Source organism: Williamsia sterculiae (assembly GCF_900156495.1).
GTDB classification, from domain to species: Bacteria; Actinomycetota; Actinomycetes; order Mycobacteriales; family Mycobacteriaceae; genus Williamsia_B; species Williamsia_B sterculiae.
This window is the reverse complement of record NZ_FTNT01000016.1, coordinates 75,384-92,517: the sequence shown is the minus strand read 5'-3', so window position 1 is coordinate 92,517 and position 17,134 is coordinate 75,384. Positions and strand designations below refer to the sequence as shown.

The 17,134-nt window shown below is 66.1% G+C and carries 19 protein-coding genes; 8 read left to right on the top strand and 11 right to left on the bottom strand.

Annotated features, from left to right (window positions below; genetic code table 11):
* From BW971_RS20340 to BW971_RS20310, 5 genes are all read right to left on the bottom strand, one after another.
* The coding region (locus BW971_RS20340; protein ID WP_200799488.1) for a hypothetical protein at positions 1 to 1,019 on the bottom strand (1,019 nt) is incomplete at its 3' end.
* Positions 1,020 to 1,242: 223 nt separating this feature from the next.
* Positions 1,243 to 1,404 carry a hypothetical protein gene (locus tag BW971_RS21600; protein ID WP_159441901.1) on the bottom strand — a complete coding sequence of 54 codons (162 nt, stop codon included), beginning with the start codon at positions 1,402 to 1,404 and terminating at the stop codon, positions 1,243 to 1,245.
* 347 nt (positions 1,405 to 1,751) lie between these two features.
* Entirely contained in the window at positions 1,752 to 2,015 is a 264-nt protein-coding gene (locus tag BW971_RS20320) for a hypothetical protein (protein ID WP_076482905.1), read from the bottom strand.
* Positions 2,016 to 2,052: 37 nt separating this feature from the next.
* Positions 2,053 to 2,754: a hypothetical protein gene (locus BW971_RS20315; RefSeq protein ID WP_143690502.1), complete on the bottom strand. Its 702-nt coding sequence runs from the start codon at positions 2,752 to 2,754 to the stop codon at positions 2,053 to 2,055.
* Positions 2,755 to 2,892: 138 nt separating this feature from the next.
* Positions 2,893 to 3,255, bottom strand: a complete 363-nt coding sequence (locus BW971_RS20310) for an ArsR/SmtB family transcription factor (RefSeq protein ID WP_076482903.1) — start codon at positions 3,253 to 3,255, stop codon at positions 2,893 to 2,895.
* 95 nt (positions 3,256 to 3,350) lie between these two features.
* Between BW971_RS20310 and BW971_RS20305 the strand changes: the two genes are divergently transcribed.
* Positions 3,351 to 5,408, top strand: a complete 2,058-nt coding sequence (locus tag BW971_RS20305; RefSeq protein WP_083710499.1) for a heavy metal translocating P-type ATPase — start codon at positions 3,351 to 3,353, stop codon at positions 5,406 to 5,408.
* Between the two features lie 48 nt (positions 5,409 to 5,456).
* Here the strand turns inward: BW971_RS20305 and BW971_RS20300 are convergent, their stop codons facing one another.
* Genes BW971_RS20300 through BW971_RS20290 form a run of 3 tightly spaced genes read right to left on the bottom strand, consistent with a single transcriptional unit; the run spans position 5,457 to position 7,463 of the window.
* Positions 5,457 to 5,852, bottom strand: coding sequence for a carboxymuconolactone decarboxylase family protein (locus BW971_RS20300; protein WP_076482902.1), 396 nt, complete (start codon positions 5,850 to 5,852; stop codon positions 5,457 to 5,459).
* Positions 5,849 to 6,523 (bottom strand): TetR/AcrR family transcriptional regulator, encoded by a 675-nt coding sequence (locus BW971_RS20295; protein WP_076482901.1) that lies wholly within the window; start codon positions 6,521 to 6,523, stop codon positions 5,849 to 5,851. Before BW971_RS20295 ends, BW971_RS20300 begins: the two co-directional genes overlap by 4 nt.
* Before the next feature lie 34 nt (positions 6,524 to 6,557).
* Entirely contained in the window at positions 6,558 to 7,463 is a 906-nt protein-coding gene (locus tag BW971_RS20290; protein WP_076482900.1) for an SDR family NAD(P)-dependent oxidoreductase, read from the bottom strand.
* Between the two features lie 238 nt (positions 7,464 to 7,701).
* Here BW971_RS20290 and BW971_RS20285 point away from each other — a divergent pair, with 238 nt between their 5' ends.
* From BW971_RS20285 to BW971_RS20275, 4 genes are read left to right on the top strand one after another with little or no spacing between them, the layout of a single operon-like run.
* Positions 7,702 to 9,480: an SMP-30/gluconolactonase/LRE family protein gene (locus BW971_RS20285; protein ID WP_234974526.1), complete on the top strand. Its 1,779-nt coding sequence runs from the start codon at positions 7,702 to 7,704 to the stop codon at positions 9,478 to 9,480.
* 23 nt (positions 9,481 to 9,503) lie between these two features.
* On the top strand, positions 9,504 to 10,121 hold the full coding sequence (locus BW971_RS20280; protein ID WP_159441900.1) for an SDR family NAD(P)-dependent oxidoreductase: 618 nt from the start codon (positions 9,504 to 9,506) through the stop codon (positions 10,119 to 10,121).
* A gap of 16 nt (positions 10,122 to 10,137) precedes the next feature.
* Positions 10,138 to 10,275, top strand: a complete 138-nt coding sequence (locus tag BW971_RS21595) for a hypothetical protein (protein ID WP_159441899.1) — start codon at positions 10,138 to 10,140, stop codon at positions 10,273 to 10,275.
* A 2-nt stretch (positions 10,276 to 10,277) separates the two neighbouring features.
* Positions 10,278 to 10,754, top strand: coding sequence for a hypothetical protein (locus BW971_RS20275; RefSeq protein ID WP_076482899.1), 477 nt, complete (start codon positions 10,278 to 10,280; stop codon positions 10,752 to 10,754).
* Between the two features lie 45 nt (positions 10,755 to 10,799).
* Here the strand turns inward: BW971_RS20275 and BW971_RS20270 are convergent, their stop codons facing one another.
* Positions 10,800 to 11,192: a carboxymuconolactone decarboxylase family protein gene (locus tag BW971_RS20270; RefSeq protein WP_076482898.1), complete on the bottom strand. Its 393-nt coding sequence runs from the start codon at positions 11,190 to 11,192 to the stop codon at positions 10,800 to 10,802.
* A gap of 88 nt (positions 11,193 to 11,280) precedes the next feature.
* Here BW971_RS20270 and BW971_RS20265 point away from each other — a divergent pair, with 88 nt between their 5' ends.
* From BW971_RS20265 to BW971_RS20255, 3 genes are all read left to right on the top strand, one after another.
* Positions 11,281 to 12,171 carry an SDR family NAD(P)-dependent oxidoreductase gene (locus BW971_RS20265; RefSeq protein WP_083710496.1) on the top strand — a complete coding sequence of 297 codons (891 nt, stop codon included), beginning with the start codon at positions 11,281 to 11,283 and terminating at the stop codon, positions 12,169 to 12,171.
* Between the two features lie 26 nt (positions 12,172 to 12,197).
* Positions 12,198 to 13,112, top strand: a complete 915-nt coding sequence (locus tag BW971_RS20260) for an acetoacetate decarboxylase family protein (protein ID WP_076482896.1) — start codon at positions 12,198 to 12,200, stop codon at positions 13,110 to 13,112.
* Positions 13,113 to 13,390: 278 nt separating this feature from the next.
* Positions 13,391 to 14,488, top strand: coding sequence for a saccharopine dehydrogenase family protein (locus tag BW971_RS20255; protein WP_076482913.1), 1,098 nt, complete (start codon positions 13,391 to 13,393; stop codon positions 14,486 to 14,488).
* 165 nt (positions 14,489 to 14,653) lie between these two features.
* On the opposite strand, the gene BW971_RS20250 is transcribed toward BW971_RS20255, so the two are convergent.
* Positions 14,654 to 15,577 (bottom strand): alpha/beta fold hydrolase, encoded by a 924-nt coding sequence (locus tag BW971_RS20250; RefSeq protein WP_076482895.1) that lies wholly within the window; start codon positions 15,575 to 15,577, stop codon positions 14,654 to 14,656.
* The gene (locus BW971_RS20245) at positions 15,574 to 17,061 is read right to left on the bottom strand and encodes a flavin-containing monooxygenase (protein ID WP_076482894.1); all 1,488 of its coding nucleotides are present in this window, start codon (positions 17,059 to 17,061) and stop codon (positions 15,574 to 15,576) included. Before BW971_RS20245 ends, BW971_RS20250 begins: the two co-directional genes overlap by 4 nt.
* Positions 17,062 to 17,134 lie beyond the last annotated feature (73 nt).

Below are 17,134 nucleotides of genomic sequence, written 5' to 3'. Positions count from 1 at the left end.
TACATGTCGCCGGTGATGGTCGCACCGTCCAGTGAGAGCGCATCGTCCTCGGGGTTGACCAGGCTCGCTCCCCGCAGACTGAGCTGCCCGCCTATTGTCGCCCCCACCGCGTGCACCACACCCTCAGCCTGGAACTTGTCTTCCATAAACACGCCGCCGGTGATGGTCGCGTGATCCAGAAAGAGCGCATACCCCTCGGGGTTGACCAGGCTCGCACCCGACAACCTGAGCTCCCCGCCTATTGTCGCCCCCACCGCGTGCACCACACCCTCAGCCCAAGAATCGGCTTCCAGGAGCATGTCGCCGGTGATAGTCGCACCGTCCAGTGAGAGCGCAGTACCCCCGGGGTTGACCAGGCTCGCACCCGACAGACTGAGCTGCCCGCCTATTGTGGCCCCCATCGCACGCACCTCGCCCTTAGCCCGGAACCCCTCATCTACGAGCGCGTCGCCGGTGATGGTCGCACCGTCCAGTGAGAGCGCAGTACCCCCGGGGTTGACCAGGCGCGCACCCTGCAGGTCGAGATGCATGCCAATCGTCGCCTCCAACGCACGCACCACACCCTCAGCCCGGAACCCGCCTTGCATGAACACGCCCTGGTTGACGGTCGCCCCGTCTAGTGAGAGCGCAGTACCCCCGGGGTTGACTAGGCGCGCACCTGACAGATTAAGCTGCCCGCTGATTGTTGTGCCGTTCAGGTTTAACTGCGGCACTTGGCCGCTCTTGTTGGCGAACTTTGATTCCCTCAGGTCAAGCCGCTTGAGGTTGCTTTCCCGAGCTATGAATCCGCCCTTGAAGACGCATGACGTCAGCCTGATCGGGAACTTCACTGTTAGGGAATCAATGTCGAGCCGGTCGTCGAACACTGCATTTGTCAGATGGATTCCGTGTGGGTCCACATGCCTAGTGGCCAGAGCGATAAGCGCTGACCGCAGATCCGCCGTGTCAACGACCGGGTCGGGACCCGCGCGCAAGTCCCACGTCTGACCCGCCACCAGACGCTCAACAATGTCGGTCACACGCTGCTCAGGCGAACGTGCGCCACTGTCGGACGGACTCATCGATCATTGGTCCGATTGGAGTGGGTGACATGCCGCCAGTGCGGCACTGAGCGACCACCGGATTCCCACTCCACACTGACCAGCTCGTCGACCTGGTCGACAACCACGCCGGATTCGCCAGCGTCCCCCCCGTCGAGGCGCTGTACACGCGCACCCGGCCAGAACGAAGGCACCATGACGGTCACGCGACGAGCTGGCCGGCGAGGTCGGCGAGGGTGCCACCTGCGGTGGCCTGGTAGCCCGTTTTCAGATGCGAGGACTCGACCGGGCCCAAGGGTCGTCCGAGCATGGCTGCGACGATGTCGGCGAGGGTCACGGTGTGGTCTGTGGTGCTGCGGGACATGACGCGACGATAAACCGGCCCGATGACATGTGCGGCCATTCACTGTCCGGGAAGGGCCTGGTAGATGCTCCCGACTCCAATCAGGAGCGGGACGCAGCCCATCGAGGTCCACCACCCGAGGGATACCTGTGAGCTTCTTCCGTACCGGCGATGAGCCTCGTGTTCACCGGAAACGACTGACTCCCAGGTTTTTATGAGAATGAAGAAGCCTATGACAACCATCAATGCGCCGAACACCATGAGAGGTTCCCTTCTGTTGGGCAGGGAACCTCTCATGGATTTTCTGAGATGCAAGGCACGGATCGATTTTGGGTAGCCCCAAGGCCTGGTGTGATGTGACCGCTTCATTAGCGGTTGAGGGCTTCGGCGAGGGTGCGTGCGTAGTCGTCGCGCACCCAGAGGTATCCGTCTTCGGTGCCCAATTCGTCGTCGGTACGGACATTGGCGCAGGCGACGTCGAGACGGTGGGTTGTGACTCCTAGACGCTGTGCGAGGTCGCGCCAGTCGTATCGGCGCCAAAGATGACCATTCTGGGTTGCGCTCTCGCCCTCGGCGATGAGGATGCGTAGGGCTTCGCTGGCGAGTTCGCGATCGTCAGATGCGGTGGACATGAGATATGGCTCCTCGGTGTTGGGTTGATGCGGTCTGTTACTTGGGAAAAGCGTCGTCGAGGACCGGCAGCACGAATTCGGGCAGCGGCGTGGTGGTGGGTTTAGTCGGCAACGTAAGCCAGTTGCCGGGTGCGCCGACCTTCTGGCCGCGTCGTGCGAGGAGACGGGCTCGTTGCAGGCCTCCGGTGGTCGCGGAGGCGCCGACGCGGATCTGCCCGTACGCGAGCGGGTCGCTGAGGAGGTACACGGTGAGCGCGTTCGTGTTGCGACGCCGGGCGGTGGCATCGGTGATCCGCTTCTGCTGCGCCGCATCATCGGTCGACATCTGCCGCACGACGGGACCGTCGAACCGGGCGCAGGCACGCACCTCATGCCACTGAGCAACCCGATCGGAACCGGCGGTGACGAGTCCGATGATGCTGGGTGTGGTCCAGCCGATGAAATGCGCCGACCTGTCCGGGCACATGTAAACCCCGGCCTCATCGGCGTCGTCGAACCCATTGTCGCGATCGACGGGGACCACGGCGGCAAGCGAGGCGATGGGCTGTTCGCGGGCGCGGTTGAGAGTGGCCCCGGACCACAGCGGGCCAACCGAGCACGTGGCGTCGGGTCCGGGGATCAGCCCGCGTTTGAGGTACGCGTCCACCGACCCCCTGGACAGGCCGAGGAACTGCTGGAGCTCGGAGCGAAGGAGGTACCGGGGAAGCGATGGCGGCGATGCAGTAGCTCGTGGTGACATGCGACAGTTCCACGCGGACCATTTGCACATGTCAATCGACGCACATGTGCGTGACTTGACATAATCCGCGTTATCGGCGAATCGCGGTGCGGCGCAATGCCTTTCGGGTGTTTCGTCACCCGTGACGAAACACCCGAGTTAGCCTACGTCTCTGGGGCGGTCGGCGAGTCCGAGTCGTAGGTGTTCTGAGTGGTAGACGGCCTCGTCGAGCAGTTGGGCGACGTGGTTGTCGTAGAGGCTGTAGGTGATTGATCTGCCGGTGCGGGCGCCGACGACCAGGCCGAGGTTGCGGAGCAGACGCAGTTGGTGAGAGACCGCGGACTGTTCCATCCCGATCGAGTCGGCGAGGTCGGTGACCGCACGGGGGCCGTGGCGCAGCTCGGTCAGAATCAGCAGTCGGCTCGGCGTGGCCAGGGCTTGGAGCGTGGTCGCGACACGCTCGGCCGCATCCGGATCCAGCCGTACGGCGGGACGGTCGTGGCCCTCGATTCCATGCCCCATGCCTGAGGAGGTTACCTCCCCCACTACACATGAAGACGTCTTCATGTGTTCTGTTATCGTGGGCGCCGTCATGTCCCCCAACTTGGAGGTGAGCGATGCCCGTACGAGCCCCCTCACTGGGCCCCACCACCCCCGCTTCCGGGGTTGCGGCGATCCGGCGGACCCGGATCTGGGCGCTGGCCGAGATACGGTGGGCGGCCGCCGCAGTGGTCCTGTTTCTGGCCGGATTGACCGCCCAGTTGGCGGGCGGGCCCGCGGGGCTGTGGTGGTCGTTGTACCTCGCCTGCTACGTCTGCGGCGGGTGGGAGCCCGGCCTGGCGGGACTGCGCGCGTTACGCGAGAGGTCACTTGACGTCGACCTGCTGATGGTGGCCGCGGCCATCGGCGCCGCCTCGATCGGTCAGGTCACCGACGGTGCGCTCCTGATCGTCATCTTCGCGACATCAGGGGCGCTCGAGGCATTCGCCACCGCCCGCACCGAGGATTCGGTGCGCGGCCTGCTGGATCTCGCTCCGGAGACCGCCATCCGGGTGCGCGACGACGGCGGCGAGGAAGAGGTGCGGGCGGCCGACCTCGCGGTCGGCAACGTGCTGGTCGTGCGCCCAGGCGAGCGGATCCCCGCCGACGCGACCGTCATCGCCGGCGCGAGCGAGGTCGACCAGGCAACTATTACCGGCGAGCCGTTGCCAGTCGACAAGGTCATCGGTGCCGAGGTGTTCGCCGGCACCCTCAACGGCACCGGGATGCTGCGCCTACGGGCCGATCGCCGTGCTGAGGACTCGGTGGTCGCCCGTATCGCTGCCCTCGTCGACGACGCCAGCTCCACCAAGGCCACGACCCAGCTGTTCATCGAGAAGATCGAGCAGCGGTACTCGATCGGCATGGTCGCCGTCACCGTCGCGGTCTTCGCGATCCCGATCCTGTTCGGCGACTCGCTCCAGCGAGCCTTGCTGCGGGCGATGACATTCATGATCGTCGCGTCACCATGCGCCATCGTGCTCGCCACGATGCCGCCGCTGCTCGCGGCGATCGCCACCGCAGGCAGGCATGGAGTACTGGTGAAATCCGCCGTCGTGATGGAGCGACTGGGCACCACCGACCGCACCGCCTTCGACAAGACCGGAACACTGACCCTCGGCACCCCAGAACTCACCGACATACAGAGCCTCAGTGCCGACTTCACCATCGACGGTCTACTTGGGCTGGCCGCGGCCGCCGAACATCCCAGCGAACATCCGCTGGCCGCCGCCATCGTGCGCGCCGCCCACGACCGCGGTATGCAGCTACCCGCCGCCGACGACTTCACCGCACACCCAGGTCGTGGTGTGAGCGCCCGCGTCGACGGCCGACAGGTGGAGGTGATCTCACCTGCGGCTCTACCCGCCGATGCCGCAACCGCGGCCACTACCGCGGCAATCGACGCCTTTCAGACACTCGGACACACCGCGGTCGTCGTCACCGTCGATCGGCGCCCGATCGGAGTCCTGGCGATCAGCGATCAGCTACGACCCGACGCCCGCCAAGCAGTCACCGCGCTGACCGCCACCACCCCGGTCCTGCTGACCGGCGACAACGCGATCACCGCCGTGCAGCTCGCGTCTCAAGTGGGGATCACCGATGTGCGATCAGGGCTGCTGCCCGACGACAAAGTCGCCGCCGTGCGCGACCTACAGTCAGGTGGCGACAACGTGACAGTCGTCGGCGACGGGATCAACGACGCACCCGCGCTCGCCGCAGCGCACGTCGGGATCGCCATGGGCCACAACGGTGCCGACCTGACTGTGCAGGCCGCGGACGCCGTCATGGTCCGCAATGAACTCACCGCCATCCCGACCGTGATCAATCTATCGCGCCAGGCCCGCCGCGTCGTGATCGCGAACCTGGTGATCGCTGCGACTTTCATCGCGGCGCTCGTGGTGTGGGACCTCGTCGGCACTCTCCCCCTGCCCCTCGGTGTCGCCGGCCACGAAGGATCAACGATCATCGTCGGACTCAACGGCCTGCGACTCCTACGCAACTCGGCCTGGACAACGCAACCCCCAACTAGCCGCCACCCGGAGGAAACCAACTCTCAGCGCCCGCAAGTAACCGCCCCCCACGATCCTTCCTCTGCAGCCACCAATGAGAGCGCGTGTCACGTTTACTTGACGTAATAACTGTGCTCGGTGATGCGGCGTGGCACTGCAGCCCGGCGCGAGTGGCTATGTTTGCTGCGCATCGAATACTTGTTGCGCTGCCCGCATCGCGGCGAGGGCGGCGGGGGCGCCGCAGTAGCCTGCCGTGTGAACGATCGCTTCGGTGATCTCTTCGCGGCTGAGTCCGTTGTTCAGGGCGCCGCGGACGTGGCCGACGAGTTCGTCTTGGGCGCGGAGTGCCGTGAGGATGCCGAGATTGAGAAGGCTGCGGTCTCGACGACCGAGGCCTGGGCGATTCCAGACGCCGTCCCAGACGTGTTCGGTGATGAAGTGTTGGATCGTGTCGGATTCAGTGCCGGCCGATCGTTGCACCGCTTGGTCGACGTAGTGGTCACCCATCACTTCTCGGCGTGTGGCCATGCCTGCCGAGAGTGGGTCGTGGCTCGGGATGCTGCTACTCATTGCGGTGCTTTCGGCGGTTGATGGTCGGCGAGCATCGCGACCGCGATTGCTTGCACGAAGGTGCGGTAATGGTTCAGGACTTTGGTTTTCGAGACGCGTGGATTACGCAGCCACCACCGTCCGAGCTGTTCGCCGATTCCGGATACGGCGTAGGCGAAAGCGTTCAACGATTCGGCCGGCATGTGGGGCGCGAATTCGCGTGCGATCGCGGCGATCTGGGCGATGGTGCGCGCCCGCATGGCCTGCAGTGCCTCGGCGACCTGTCCCTCCATGCTCGCCGAGGTGGTGTAGAGCAGCGACCAGCGCCGCGGGTCGCGTTTGATCAGTTCGAAGTAGGGGGCGCCGCCGGCCTCGATCTTCGCGGCGAGATCGTCGGGCGCGGTGTCGATGCGTTGCCGGAGAACGGCTTCGAATTCGGTGCGTGCCCTGCTGACGCAGGCGAGAAAGATTCCGTCACGCGAGCCGTGGTGCTGGTAGACGATGGGTCGGGTCACTCCTGCTGCACGCGCGATGTCTTCCATGGTGACGCCTTCGAGTCCGCGTTCGGCGAAGAGTGTCTCGGCGACGTCGAGGAGTTGCTGTTCGCGGGCTTCGGCGGTCAACCGTCGTCGCCGTGGAGGCGGGGACTCGTCGGCTAGTCCGGCGGTTGTCATCGACTCCTCCTGGCGCATGCTCACTAGTTTACTCGCTGTAACTTGTTAAGGCTCAGCGTGGATCGTCGGTGATACCGGGCTGGGCATCCTGATCGGGTCGTGTCGTGTTGCGTCGGGTGATTGCGCTGCGTCGGGCGATGGTGACGGCCTCGGCAATGGCGTTGCCGGGGAATCCGATGCGTTCGGCGATTGTTTGCAGGGTTCCCGCCGCGAGGATTCCTGGCAGGTTGCGTCGGGGGCTGGCGATGTGCGCGGCGCGGTGCTCGATGCCGTCGATGATGTCGGCGACCACGTCGTCGATCGGGGCGAATCGCCACAGCAGCGGTCGGTGTTGGCGCCACAGTCGCGCGGCCGCAGGATCGGCGGTCACCGCATCGGTCATCGGGGTTTCGAAGAAGGTCGGGTGTGCGCTGCCGACGCCGACGCCGTCGGCGGCGACTTCGAGTCTCAGGGTGTCGCAGAAGGCCCACACGCCGGCTTTGGTGGCGGTGTAGGCGCCCTGCAGCGGCGCGTGCACGAACGCCGCCATCGAGGAGATCGCGAGCAGGTAGCCCTGCCGCGCCGTGACGTGCGGCAGAGCGGCTCGCATGGTGCGGAACGTTCCGTTGAGGTTGATGTCGACGGTGCGTTCCCAGGAGTGTGGGTCGAGATCGGCGATGCGCTCGGTCGGATCGGCGACACCGGCGTTGGCGACGACCACGTCGATCCCGCCGAAGTCGTCGGCGACGGCGGAAAACGCACGGTCGAGACTGGCGAGGTCCTGCACGTCCGCGCGAAAACTGCGCACGATGGACGGCGCGCCCAGTTCCGCAGCCAGCGTCGCGACGGCGGCCTCGTTGCGCCCGAGCAAGGCCACCCGTGCGCCGCGCGCGATCAGCTCGGCCGCCAGTACCTTCCCGAGGCCCCCCGCGGCACCGGTGACGACGACGACGCGTCCGCTGACGCCGTATCCAGCCATGACAAACCTCCAGTCGACAGCGACTCGGTCGACGTCGCTTCGATGACAACTCCGTTTGTCGTCGTCGACCGCATCGACCCTTGCGTTCTATACAGACTGTAACCTACAGTCTGTATAACAGCAATGCGATGGTCGCTGAGGGCGACAGAAGGACCCATGGCTCGTCGAGCGTGGCGCCGTCGAAAACTCGATCACCCGCATGCCGATTCGTCTCGCAATGGAACAGGAGCATCACGTCATGACCACCCGAAAGATGACCGGCGCGTTGGTCCTCGTGTGGGTACGCAGCGACCGGCCACGAGCTGCGTCGATGGAGTACTGGCGCGGACCGCATTCCCAGCTCGTTGCTCGCACCCCGGGCTTCCGGGAATACCGCCAGCATCATTTCCCCGCCGAAGCGACCGGATTGTGGCCCGCCGTCGACGGAGCGGAGACCACCATTCCGGTCGACCGTCGCCTCGACGGCACGCCCGAGGTGTGGTTCGACGGTCCGCTGTCGAACCTGAAAAGCCTCACCTACAACCCAGTTGTGCAGCGCGACGAGCGCAACGTGTTCTCCCGGACCCTGCTGCACGCCACCCTGCCGTGGGGCGGGCGCTGGTACGACACCGCCAGCGCCGACACCGGATGCCGGGCGGTGATCTTGCTGCGCCGGCGACCCGGTGCGTCCGGCTCGGCGTTCGCGAGCACCGTTCTCGACCGGATCGGACCGACGCTGGCCGCGGCGGCGGGTGTCACCGAGACCCGGGCGCAAGTGTTCCAACCCTTCACGAAATGGATGTGGAACAGTCCCGACGTCGCGCACGACTACCCCACCGCATCGCAGTTCCACGGCGTCGTCGTGGTGGGTGCCACCGACCACGCCACGCTGCACGCAGCGTTGAACTCCACCGAGGTCGCCGCCCTCGGTCCGCGGCTCACCGACACGGTGGCCGCGATCCACGCCTATCCGGTCGCGACGACCTATATCTACCGTGAACACGGACGCCCGACTCTGCCGCAGCTGCGTCCCGAGGCGAAACCGGGTCTGGATCCGGTGCACCGCAAGCTGCCCCCGGCCCCGCCGCAGCCCGCGGCCGGTGACCTCCCACCCGGTCGTGTGATCGAACTCCCGGACCCCGGCCGGCCCGAGGATGTCATCGTCGACCGCGACGGACGCCTCGTATGCGGGCTCGAAGGCGGCGCGATCGTCGCGTTCCACCCGGACTCGGAAACACCGAAGGTCGTCGCCGACACCGGTGGCCGACCGCTCGGATTGGAACTGATGCCCGACGGGCGGGTGCTGGTCTGCGACGCGCACCGCGGACTGTTGGCCGTCGACCCGGCCAGCGGCGCGGTGCAGACATTGGTGCACTACGTCGACGACACTCCCCTGCGGTTCTGCTCCAACGCTGTCGTCGACGACGACGGCGCGATCTGGTTCACCGAATCCACCAACCGATTCGACTTCGAACACTATCTCGGTGCGCTGCTCGAACATCGCCCCTCCGGCCGGCTGTTCCGCCGTGACCCCGACGGCACGGTGAGTGTGGTCAAGGACGGGCTGCATTTCGCCAACGGACTCGCCCTCACCCCGGACCGCACCGGGCTGCTCTACGTCGAGACCGGGGCGTACTCGATCAGCAAACTGTGCCTGACCGGTGAACAGCAGGGCCGGACCGTCCCGGTCCGGGCGAACCTGCCGGGCTTCCCCGACAACCTGTCCCGGTTCACCGGGGGGCGGTGCTGGTTCCCGCTGACCAATCCCCGCAACCCCGCACTGGACCGGTTGGCCACCATGCCGGGGATCGTGCGCAAACTCGTGTGGAACATCCCGGATTCGCTGCAGCCCGAGCCGGAGAAAACCGTGTGGGCGATCGCCATCGACCCCGACGGTCACACCGTCGACGAGATCCACGGCACCCACCCGAACTTCCACACCGCCACCGGAGTCGTCGAAACCGGTGGCCGCCTGTATCTGGCCAGCCCCAGGTGCCGAGACCTGCTCGAACTCGACCTGGGTGAGGCGGGCTTGTGAAAATCCGGAACAGCCTGATCCTCGTGACCGGAGCATCCTCGGGTATCGGTGAGCACACCGCGCGGGCTCTCGCCGCCGCCGGCGCCCGGGTCGTGCTGGTGGCCCGACGCGCCGAACTCGTCGACACCACCGCCGGAGAGCTACGCGAGCACGGGCACCACGCCTGGGCCTACACCGCCGATCTCGGCACCCCCGACGGTGCCCGACAACTACGCAGCCGCGTCCTCACCGACCTCGGCGTCCCCGACGCCATCGTCAACAACGCCGGCGCCGGCCGATTCCTGCGGATCGAGGAAACCTCGCTGGAGGAAGCCGTCGACATGATGAACGCCCCCTACTTCGCGAGTTTCTTCACCACACGCGTGTTCATCGAGGAAATGCTCGACCGCGGCTCGGGCACCATCGTCATGGTCAACTCCCCCGTCGCCTGGATGCCGTGGCCGGGAGCAGTGGGCTACGCCGCGGCTCGCTACGCCGTGCGCGGGCTCACCGACGCCCTGCGCCAAGACCTCCGCGGCACCGGACTCGTCGTCGGACAGGTCACCCCAGCCGCGTCCACAGCCCTACTTCGACGCCAATCCTGGCGCGTCCGAACGCATCCCCACCGCAGAACAGCTGCTCGGCTCGGTCACCCCCAGTGAGGTCGCCGAGGCGATCGTGGCGAGCCTGCGCCACGACAGCACCGACACGTTCGTGCCGTGGCGGTGGAACATCCTGCACCCCGTCACCCGGGCGCTGCCCGGACCCGTCGCCTGGCTCACCGCCCGCACCGGCGCCCACCGAGGAAAGAACTGACAATGCCGACCCGTGGACTCGACCACCACTCCCTCGCCGACCTCACCGCCGCGTTCCGATCCGCCGCCGGCGTCGACCTCGACCAGCTCCTCGGCGATCACCGCGCCGAATTCGCCGGTCCCCTGCACCTGCGGCTGACCGGGCCGCTGCTGATGTCGGCCACCGGAATGCCGCACTGGTACGGAAAACGCTTCCGCCCACACAATTCCGACGACACCACCCTGCAGGGCACCAACCTGCTCCGCCGCGACGACCGGATCACCGAATCCGTACCCATGACCGCGAGCATCCGCGCGTCCCGCCTCGACGGCCAACCCGCACTCGTGGTCAGCTACCGCCGCCACGCCCCCTGGCCGTGGCGCAACGTCAACGACGAACTCCGGCCCCACGGCGAAGCGACCCTGATCGGACTCACTTTCGGCATCCCCGCCGCACCGAGGAACGGCGCACCGTTTCTGTTGCACCGCATCACGCGATGAACCACACCCACCGAGGCGGTGCATCCACCGTCTTGGCGTGGTGCGTCAGGACTGCACACGCTCGTCGAAAACCCTCTGCGCCAAGCCGAGTGCGTTGAGCACCCGCGGAAAGCCCGTGTACGGAATCAACTGCATGAACACCTCCACGATCTGATCCGGCGACAGACCACTACTCAACGCAGTGTTGACATGCAATTCGATCTGCGGTTCGGTGCCCTGGGTCGCCAACGTCGCCAACGTGACCAACGCGCGCTGCTGATTGTCCAACCCCGGCCGCGCATAGATATCGCCATAGGCGAACTCGATGATGTAGCGGCCGATGTCGGGGGCGATCGCCGAGAGCCGATCGGCGATCCGGTAATGGCTCTCGCTGGCGTTCGCAGCGGTGTATTCGGCGAGTTTCGCCAACCCCCGCTCGTAGCGGCTGTTCTCCGTCATGAGGGCCTCTCCTCCGATTCCGGGCGTGCGCGCCGCCGCTTCTTTCTTGTCTAGTTTACACTGTGTATGTTATGGTCTGTAAAGTAGCATGGTCGAAGAGAAAGGCAGCGCGATGCTCGGCCTACCCCTGTTTCCCTTCCGAAAAGACAAGCAGGACTTGACAGGTCGAGTCGCCTTGATCACCGGTTCGGCCGGCGCCCTGGGGTCGGAAGCCGCGCGGCGGCTGGCCGCGCGAGGCGTTCGACTTGCCTTGGCAGACCTCAACAGCGATGCCGTGGACACGCTCGCCGCCGACCTGACTCGGTCCGGCGCCGAAGCGGTCGCGTTCAGCGGCGACGTGCTCGACGATGCCCAGCTGCACGAGCTGACAGCAGCCGTGATCGACACCTTCGGTCGAGTCGATGTGTTCGTCAGCTCCGCCGGTGTGGAGATCAACGCCGCCTTCCACACGGTGTCGACGCGAGAGATCGACACCCAGCTCGGGCTGCACCTGCGGAGTCCGATGTTGATGGTGCGAGACCTGTTACCCGGCATGCTCGAACGCAACAGCGGCCACATCATCGTCGTGTCCTCGATGAGCGGCAAGATTCCGCTCCCGGTCAAGGCGCCCTACGCGGCCGCCAAGGCGGGAAGCATCGCGTTCTGCCACTCGCTGCGGCGCGAGCTCGACGACACCGACGTGGCGGTCTCGGTCATCGCCCCCGGTGTCGTCACCGGCGGCGGCCAAGCCCATCGCGCGCTCGAAGGCTCGGCTGTGCGGGTGCCTCGGTCGCTCGGCACCGTCAGCATCGGCGAGGTCGCCACCGTCATCGACGACGTGCTCGACTCCCGTGCACCGGAAGTCGCCGTGCAAGCCACGCCGCCGTTCCTGCTCAACGCGCTGCAGTCCGCCGCCCCCGACGTCACCGATCACATTTTGAAAGCCTCCGGTATCGGCGACTTCTGGCGTGCGGTTGCGCGCGAGCAAGGCCGCACCTAATCCCATCGATCGAGCAGGAAGACATCATGGACATCTCCTCGACCCTCTCGGCTGTGTTCCGCACCCTCGGGCTGCGCACGGAAAAGGCCTCGGCCCCGCGGTATGCCGCGTCCGGGCACCCCACCTTCGAGGGCATTCCCCGGATGCCGGCACTGTTCGGACGCCAGCCCGGCCCCCGCCAACGCCCCGCCAGCAACGACGGCTACCCCTCCCAGCCCGGCAAGACCCTGGCGACCTGGGTTGCGATGCGCGCCAAAGATCCCGAGCAACTCGCGGCCTTGTTGCCGAAGGACTTCACTCTCACCGATCCGCTGCTGATCGCCGAGGCCGTGACGCTGTCGGATCTTCCGTGGTTGGCCGGTCGTGGCTACGAAATGCTCGTCATCAGCGTGCCGGTGTCCTACAACTCGCCGCAGCGCGGGGAGATCACTGGACGGCTCGCGCTGGTGGTTTTCGAGGACTGCGCCGATGCGGTCATCTCCGGGCGTGAGGAACTGGGGTGGAACAAGCTCTACGCCGACTCCATGACCCGAACCGTCAACGGCGCGGACACGACCTACACCGTCGGCTGGGGCGGCACCGAATTCTTCCGCCTCGACGCGACGATCAAGAACCCCGTTCCGGAGTTCCCGGCATGGCGCAGCGGCACCCTCATGCATTACCGGGTCTTCCCCCGCACCGGTGAATGGGGTCGGCTCGAAGTCGAACAAGTCACCGGATCGGAATCGCAGCCGAATCCGCTCGACGCTCGGTCGATGAAACGCGGCACCGGGTCCTTCTCCTTCACCCCCGCCGCCTTCGAGGCGCTCCCCACCCTCGTGCACCTCGTCGACCGACTCGCCCAGATCGAACTCACCGACACGGTCAACGCCGGTCAAGCCACCCTCGCCAGCTGGTCCGACCTCGACGAATTCCAGATCCTCGGCACCTACCCCACCTGATCGAGAATGCAGTACATGTCGCAATCGATGCGCTCCACCCATCGACCTGCTCGATCGAAAATCACCCGCCGTGGTGCCCCGGCACGGCAGCCCGCCTCGTTGCACCCGGCGCCAGCGACACTCTCCCGATCCACTGATTCGCTTCACGCTCGATTTGTCCGACCAACCCGCCACCGCGGTGCGCGCGGTACGAGAAAGGTAAGCACCATGCAGATTCTGGACCACCCCGGCACCGGTCGTACCGGGCTGCCGCCCGCCGCGAACGGGTGGTTCGCCTGATGGCCGGGCGTATCGTGATCTTCGGCGCCACCGGCTACACCGGCACACTGATCGCGCGGTCGTTGACCGAGAGCGGGCTACGACCCGTGCTGGCCGCCCGCTCGGCGCAGCGTTTGGAACGGCTCGCCGACGACCTCGGTGGTCTCGACACCGCGATCGCGGATGTCACGGCGCCGCACACGGTTCGCGCGCTCGTGGAGAGAGGCGATGTGCTGGTCTCGACCGTCGGGCCGTTCGCCCGATGGGGGCAGGCCGCCGCAGAGGCCGCGATCGACGCCGGTGCGCACTACGTCGACAGCACCGGCGAGCCTGCTTTCATCCGGCAAGTGTTCGAACACTACGGCCCGGCGGCCGAGCCAGCCGACTGCGCGATGCTGCCCTCGTTCGGATTCGACTGGGTTCCCGGGAATCTGGCCGGCGCGATGGCCATGACCGACGCGGGCCCGAACGCGGTGCGGTTGGACATCGGATACTTCAGCCGCGGTGGCGGTGTCAGCGGCGGTACCACGGCGAGCATGCTCGGCGTAGTCGTGGAACCGTCATTCGCCTACCGGCGCGGACGGCTACGTTCGGAACCGATCGGCGCCCGGGTCAAGCGCTTCGACCTCGACACGGGCAAACCCAGACAAGGGATCAGCGTCGGCGGTTCGGAACACTTCGGACTCCCCTCACTGTATCCGAGCCTGCAGGACGTCGACGTCATCCTGGGAAAGGGCGGAAAACTGACTCGCGCAATGCCTCTCGTCACCAAGTCGATCTCCGCGGCGACCGCGGTAGCGCCGATTCGCCGGGCCCTCACCACGTTCGTGCACAACCGGGTTACCGGGTCCACCGGTGGCCCCGACGATCAGCAACGCGCGACCGGCACGAGCACGATCATCGCGGACGCCCGCGGACCGAATGATCAACTGCTACAACGCGTGCGACTCGACGGACCCAACGGTTACACCTTCACCGCAGACATCATCGCGTGGGCAGCGTCGGTCGCCGCTCGTGGAGAGCTGCGAGGCCGGGGAGGGCTCGGACCCGTCGCAGCGTTCGGCCTCGAGGCTCTGACAGCCGCGGCCGCGCAGGTCGGGTTGAACCGCACTCGGTAACAACGACAGCGCACACCGACGGCCGTCGATGGTCGTCGATGGTCGTCGATGGTCGTCGAAATCGAAGGGTGACCGCACGGTTGGCGTGGCTCGACAGAGCCGCATCATCGGCGTATTCCGCTGGCATGCAGCGATTCCGCGGGAAGTACGCCGAACCCGGGCAGGTCAGGTCGTTGACCGGTGTCCTTGTCTCACCAGCACGGACGGCGAATCGGTCGCGGCGTGGTTGCTGATCAGCTGGACAAGGCGCTGTTCGAGGTCGGGTGCGAGGTGGTGTCGCATTCCCGCGATCGTCACCAAGTGCGCACCAGGAACGGCCGATGCCGTTGCCTCTGCACCGGTGGGATTCACCATGGGGTCGCCGTCGCCATGGATGACCAGGGTGGGGGCGGAGATCCTGCGTAGCTCGTCGGTTCGGTCGCCGGATTTCTGGATCGCACTGATCTGACGAGCGACACCGGCGGCGCAATCTCCGGCTGCTCGATGCCAGGCCGTGCGGGCCCAGGTGCGTTCGCCCGCGGCGTCGTAGGGGTACCGCTCGGTGCCGATGTGATTCAGCACGGCGAGGTGCCCGGCGACGTACTCCTCCACGGAGCGGGCCGGCCGGTGAGCCAAGAGCCGGATCGTGGCCAGCGTTGGCTGACCAACGCGCCGGGAGCCGGTCGTGGAGAAGATCGACGTGAGGCTGAGAACACGTTCGGGATGACGGGCGGCGATCGTCTGGGCAATCATGCCGCCCATCGACATCCCCACCAGGTGCGCCTGCTCGATGCCCAGGTGGTCGAGGAGCCCGACCGTGTCGCCTGCCATGTCGGCGAGGTCGTAGGCGTCGCGACGCGGCTGAAAAGCGAGTTGCCGGAGTCGCCCTGGTGGCGGTGTCTCGACGCGGGTCGAGTCGCCGGCGTCCCTGTTGTCGAGACTGATCACGTACAAGCCGGCGGCGGCGAGGCCGTTGACGATCCCTGCGGGCCATGCCGTCAAGTCGAGGCCGAGACCTGCGATCAGGACGAGTGCGGGATCCGACGGGTCGCCGAGCGTGCGGAAGCAAATTTCGATTCCGCCCCCCACGTCGCACTTCGCGAACGTCATGCCACGACCGTCCTGTCATCGTCGACGCGGGAGAACTGCAAGAATTCGTCGAGCACCGAGCCGTGACGCACCAAGCGCACGTCATCGATGTAACTCAACGACATCGCCCACGGCGCAGCGTCACCCTTGCGGGGCATCATGTCGATCGACCGCTTGACGTAGCCGGCGGAGAAATCCAGCAAGGGTCCCGTGGTCATGTCGGGCGCGTCGGCGACGCAGACGTCGTAGTCGTTGGCGTCCATGTAGTTGACCAGCTTGGTGAAGTGCTCGCAGAGCAGGCCGACCTTGAGCGTCCAGGACGCGTGCGTGTAGCCGATCGAGAAGGCGAAGTTCGGTATCCCTGACAGCATCATGCCCTTGTAGGCCACGTGCTCCGAGGGCACGAGGGGGCGACCGTCGAGGTCGATAGCGATACCACCGAACAGTTTGATGTTGAAGCCGGTCGCCGTGACCACGATGTCGGCTTCCAGCTCTTCGCCGGTCTCCAGCAGGATGCCGTTGCGTGTGAACTTGTCGATTCGAGCGGTCACCACCGACGCGTTGCCGGCGCTGATCGTACGGAACAGGTCGGAATCGGGCACCATGCACAGCCGCTGATCCCACGGGTCGTAGGGCGGGTTGAAGTGGGTGTCGACGTCGAAGCCCGCGGGAAGCGCCCTGGCGTTGGTGTTTCTGATGAAGCGACGCACGGCGTTCGGGTAGCGGCGCGAGGCCTTGTACATGAACTGCTGCATCCACACGTTCTTGCGGCGCGTGAGGGCGTAGCCACGCTCGGCGCCGAATATCTTGGGCAGGAGGTTGGCGATCTTGTCCTCCGACGGCAGCGGCAGAACGTAGGTGGGTGTGCGCTGCAGCATGGTGACGTGTCCGGCACCGCCCGCGGCCAAAGCGGGGATCAGCGTCACCGCGGTCGCGCCGGAGCCGATGACGACGATGCGCTTGCCGGCGTAGTCGAGATCTTCGGGCCAGTGCTGCGGGTGGGTGATCTGGCCTTCGAAATCCTCACGGCCCTCGAACCGAGGGGTGAACCCCTCGTCGTAGTCGTAATAGCCGGTGGCTCCGAACAGCCACCGCACCCGAAACACGACACGTTCCCCGGTGTCGGCACGGTCGACCTCGACGGTCCAGCGGGCCTGCTCGCTCGACCAGGACGCGCTGACAACCTTGTGGTGGTAGCGGATGTGTTCATCGACGCCGGCCTCGGCCGCGGTCTCACGGAGATAGGCGAGGATCTTGTCGCCGGTAGCGATCGCCTTCTTGTCGGTCCAGGGCTTGAATTCGTATCCAAAGGTGAACAGATCGGAGTCCGAACGGATGCCGGGATACCGGAACTGGTCCCAGGTCCCGCCCGAGGCCGCGCGTGCTTCGAGTACGGCGTACGTCGTTGAGGGAGACTCGGTGCTCAAATAGCGGGCAGCCCCGATACCGGAGATACCCGACCCAACAATGAGGACATCGAGCTCTTCGTACAAAACCTCGGACATGTGATGGCTCCTCTACTCAGGCGATGTAGGACCAATTTTTACCCGCCAAGCAGCCATCCATAAGGTCGAATAT

Excerpts from the sequence above, each read along its gene's own strand:
- BW971_RS21600 (WP_159441901.1), bottom strand. The coding sequence starts at position 1,404 with ATGTCCCGCAGCACCACAGACCACACCGTGACCCTCGCCGACATCGTC.
- BW971_RS20320 (WP_076482905.1), bottom strand. The coding sequence starts at position 2,015 with ATGTCCACCGCATCTGACGATCGCGAACTCGCCAGCGAAGCCCTACGC.
- BW971_RS20315 (WP_143690502.1), bottom strand. The coding sequence starts at position 2,754 with ATGTCACCACGAGCTACTGCATCGCCGCCATCGCTTCCCCGGTACCTC.
- BW971_RS20310 (WP_076482903.1), bottom strand. The coding sequence starts at position 3,255 with ATGGGGCATGGAATCGAGGGCCACGACCGTCCCGCCGTACGGCTGGAT.
- BW971_RS20305 (WP_083710499.1), top strand. The coding sequence starts at position 3,351 with ATGCCCGTACGAGCCCCCTCACTGGGCCCCACCACCCCCGCTTCCGGG.
- BW971_RS20300 (WP_076482902.1), bottom strand. The coding sequence starts at position 5,852 with ATGAGTAGCAGCATCCCGAGCCACGACCCACTCTCGGCAGGCATGGCC.
- BW971_RS20295 (WP_076482901.1), bottom strand. The coding sequence starts at position 6,523 with ATGCGCCAGGAGGAGTCGATGACAACCGCCGGACTAGCCGACGAGTCC.
- BW971_RS20290 (WP_076482900.1), bottom strand. The coding sequence starts at position 7,463 with ATGGCTGGATACGGCGTCAGCGGACGCGTCGTCGTCGTCACCGGTGCC.
- BW971_RS20285 (WP_234974526.1), top strand. The coding sequence starts at position 7,702 with ATGACCACCCGAAAGATGACCGGCGCGTTGGTCCTCGTGTGGGTACGC.
- BW971_RS20275 (WP_076482899.1), top strand. The coding sequence starts at position 10,278 with ATGCCGACCCGTGGACTCGACCACCACTCCCTCGCCGACCTCACCGCC.
- BW971_RS20270 (WP_076482898.1), bottom strand. The coding sequence starts at position 11,192 with ATGACGGAGAACAGCCGCTACGAGCGGGGGTTGGCGAAACTCGCCGAA.
- BW971_RS20265 (WP_083710496.1), top strand. The coding sequence starts at position 11,281 with ATGGTCGAAGAGAAAGGCAGCGCGATGCTCGGCCTACCCCTGTTTCCC.
- BW971_RS20260 (WP_076482896.1), top strand. The coding sequence starts at position 12,198 with ATGGACATCTCCTCGACCCTCTCGGCTGTGTTCCGCACCCTCGGGCTG.
- BW971_RS20255 (WP_076482913.1), top strand. The coding sequence starts at position 13,391 with ATGGCCGGGCGTATCGTGATCTTCGGCGCCACCGGCTACACCGGCACA.
- BW971_RS20250 (WP_076482895.1), bottom strand. The coding sequence starts at position 15,577 with ATGACGTTCGCGAAGTGCGACGTGGGGGGCGGAATCGAAATTTGCTTC.
- BW971_RS20245 (WP_076482894.1), bottom strand. The coding sequence starts at position 17,061 with ATGTCCGAGGTTTTGTACGAAGAGCTCGATGTCCTCATTGTTGGGTCG.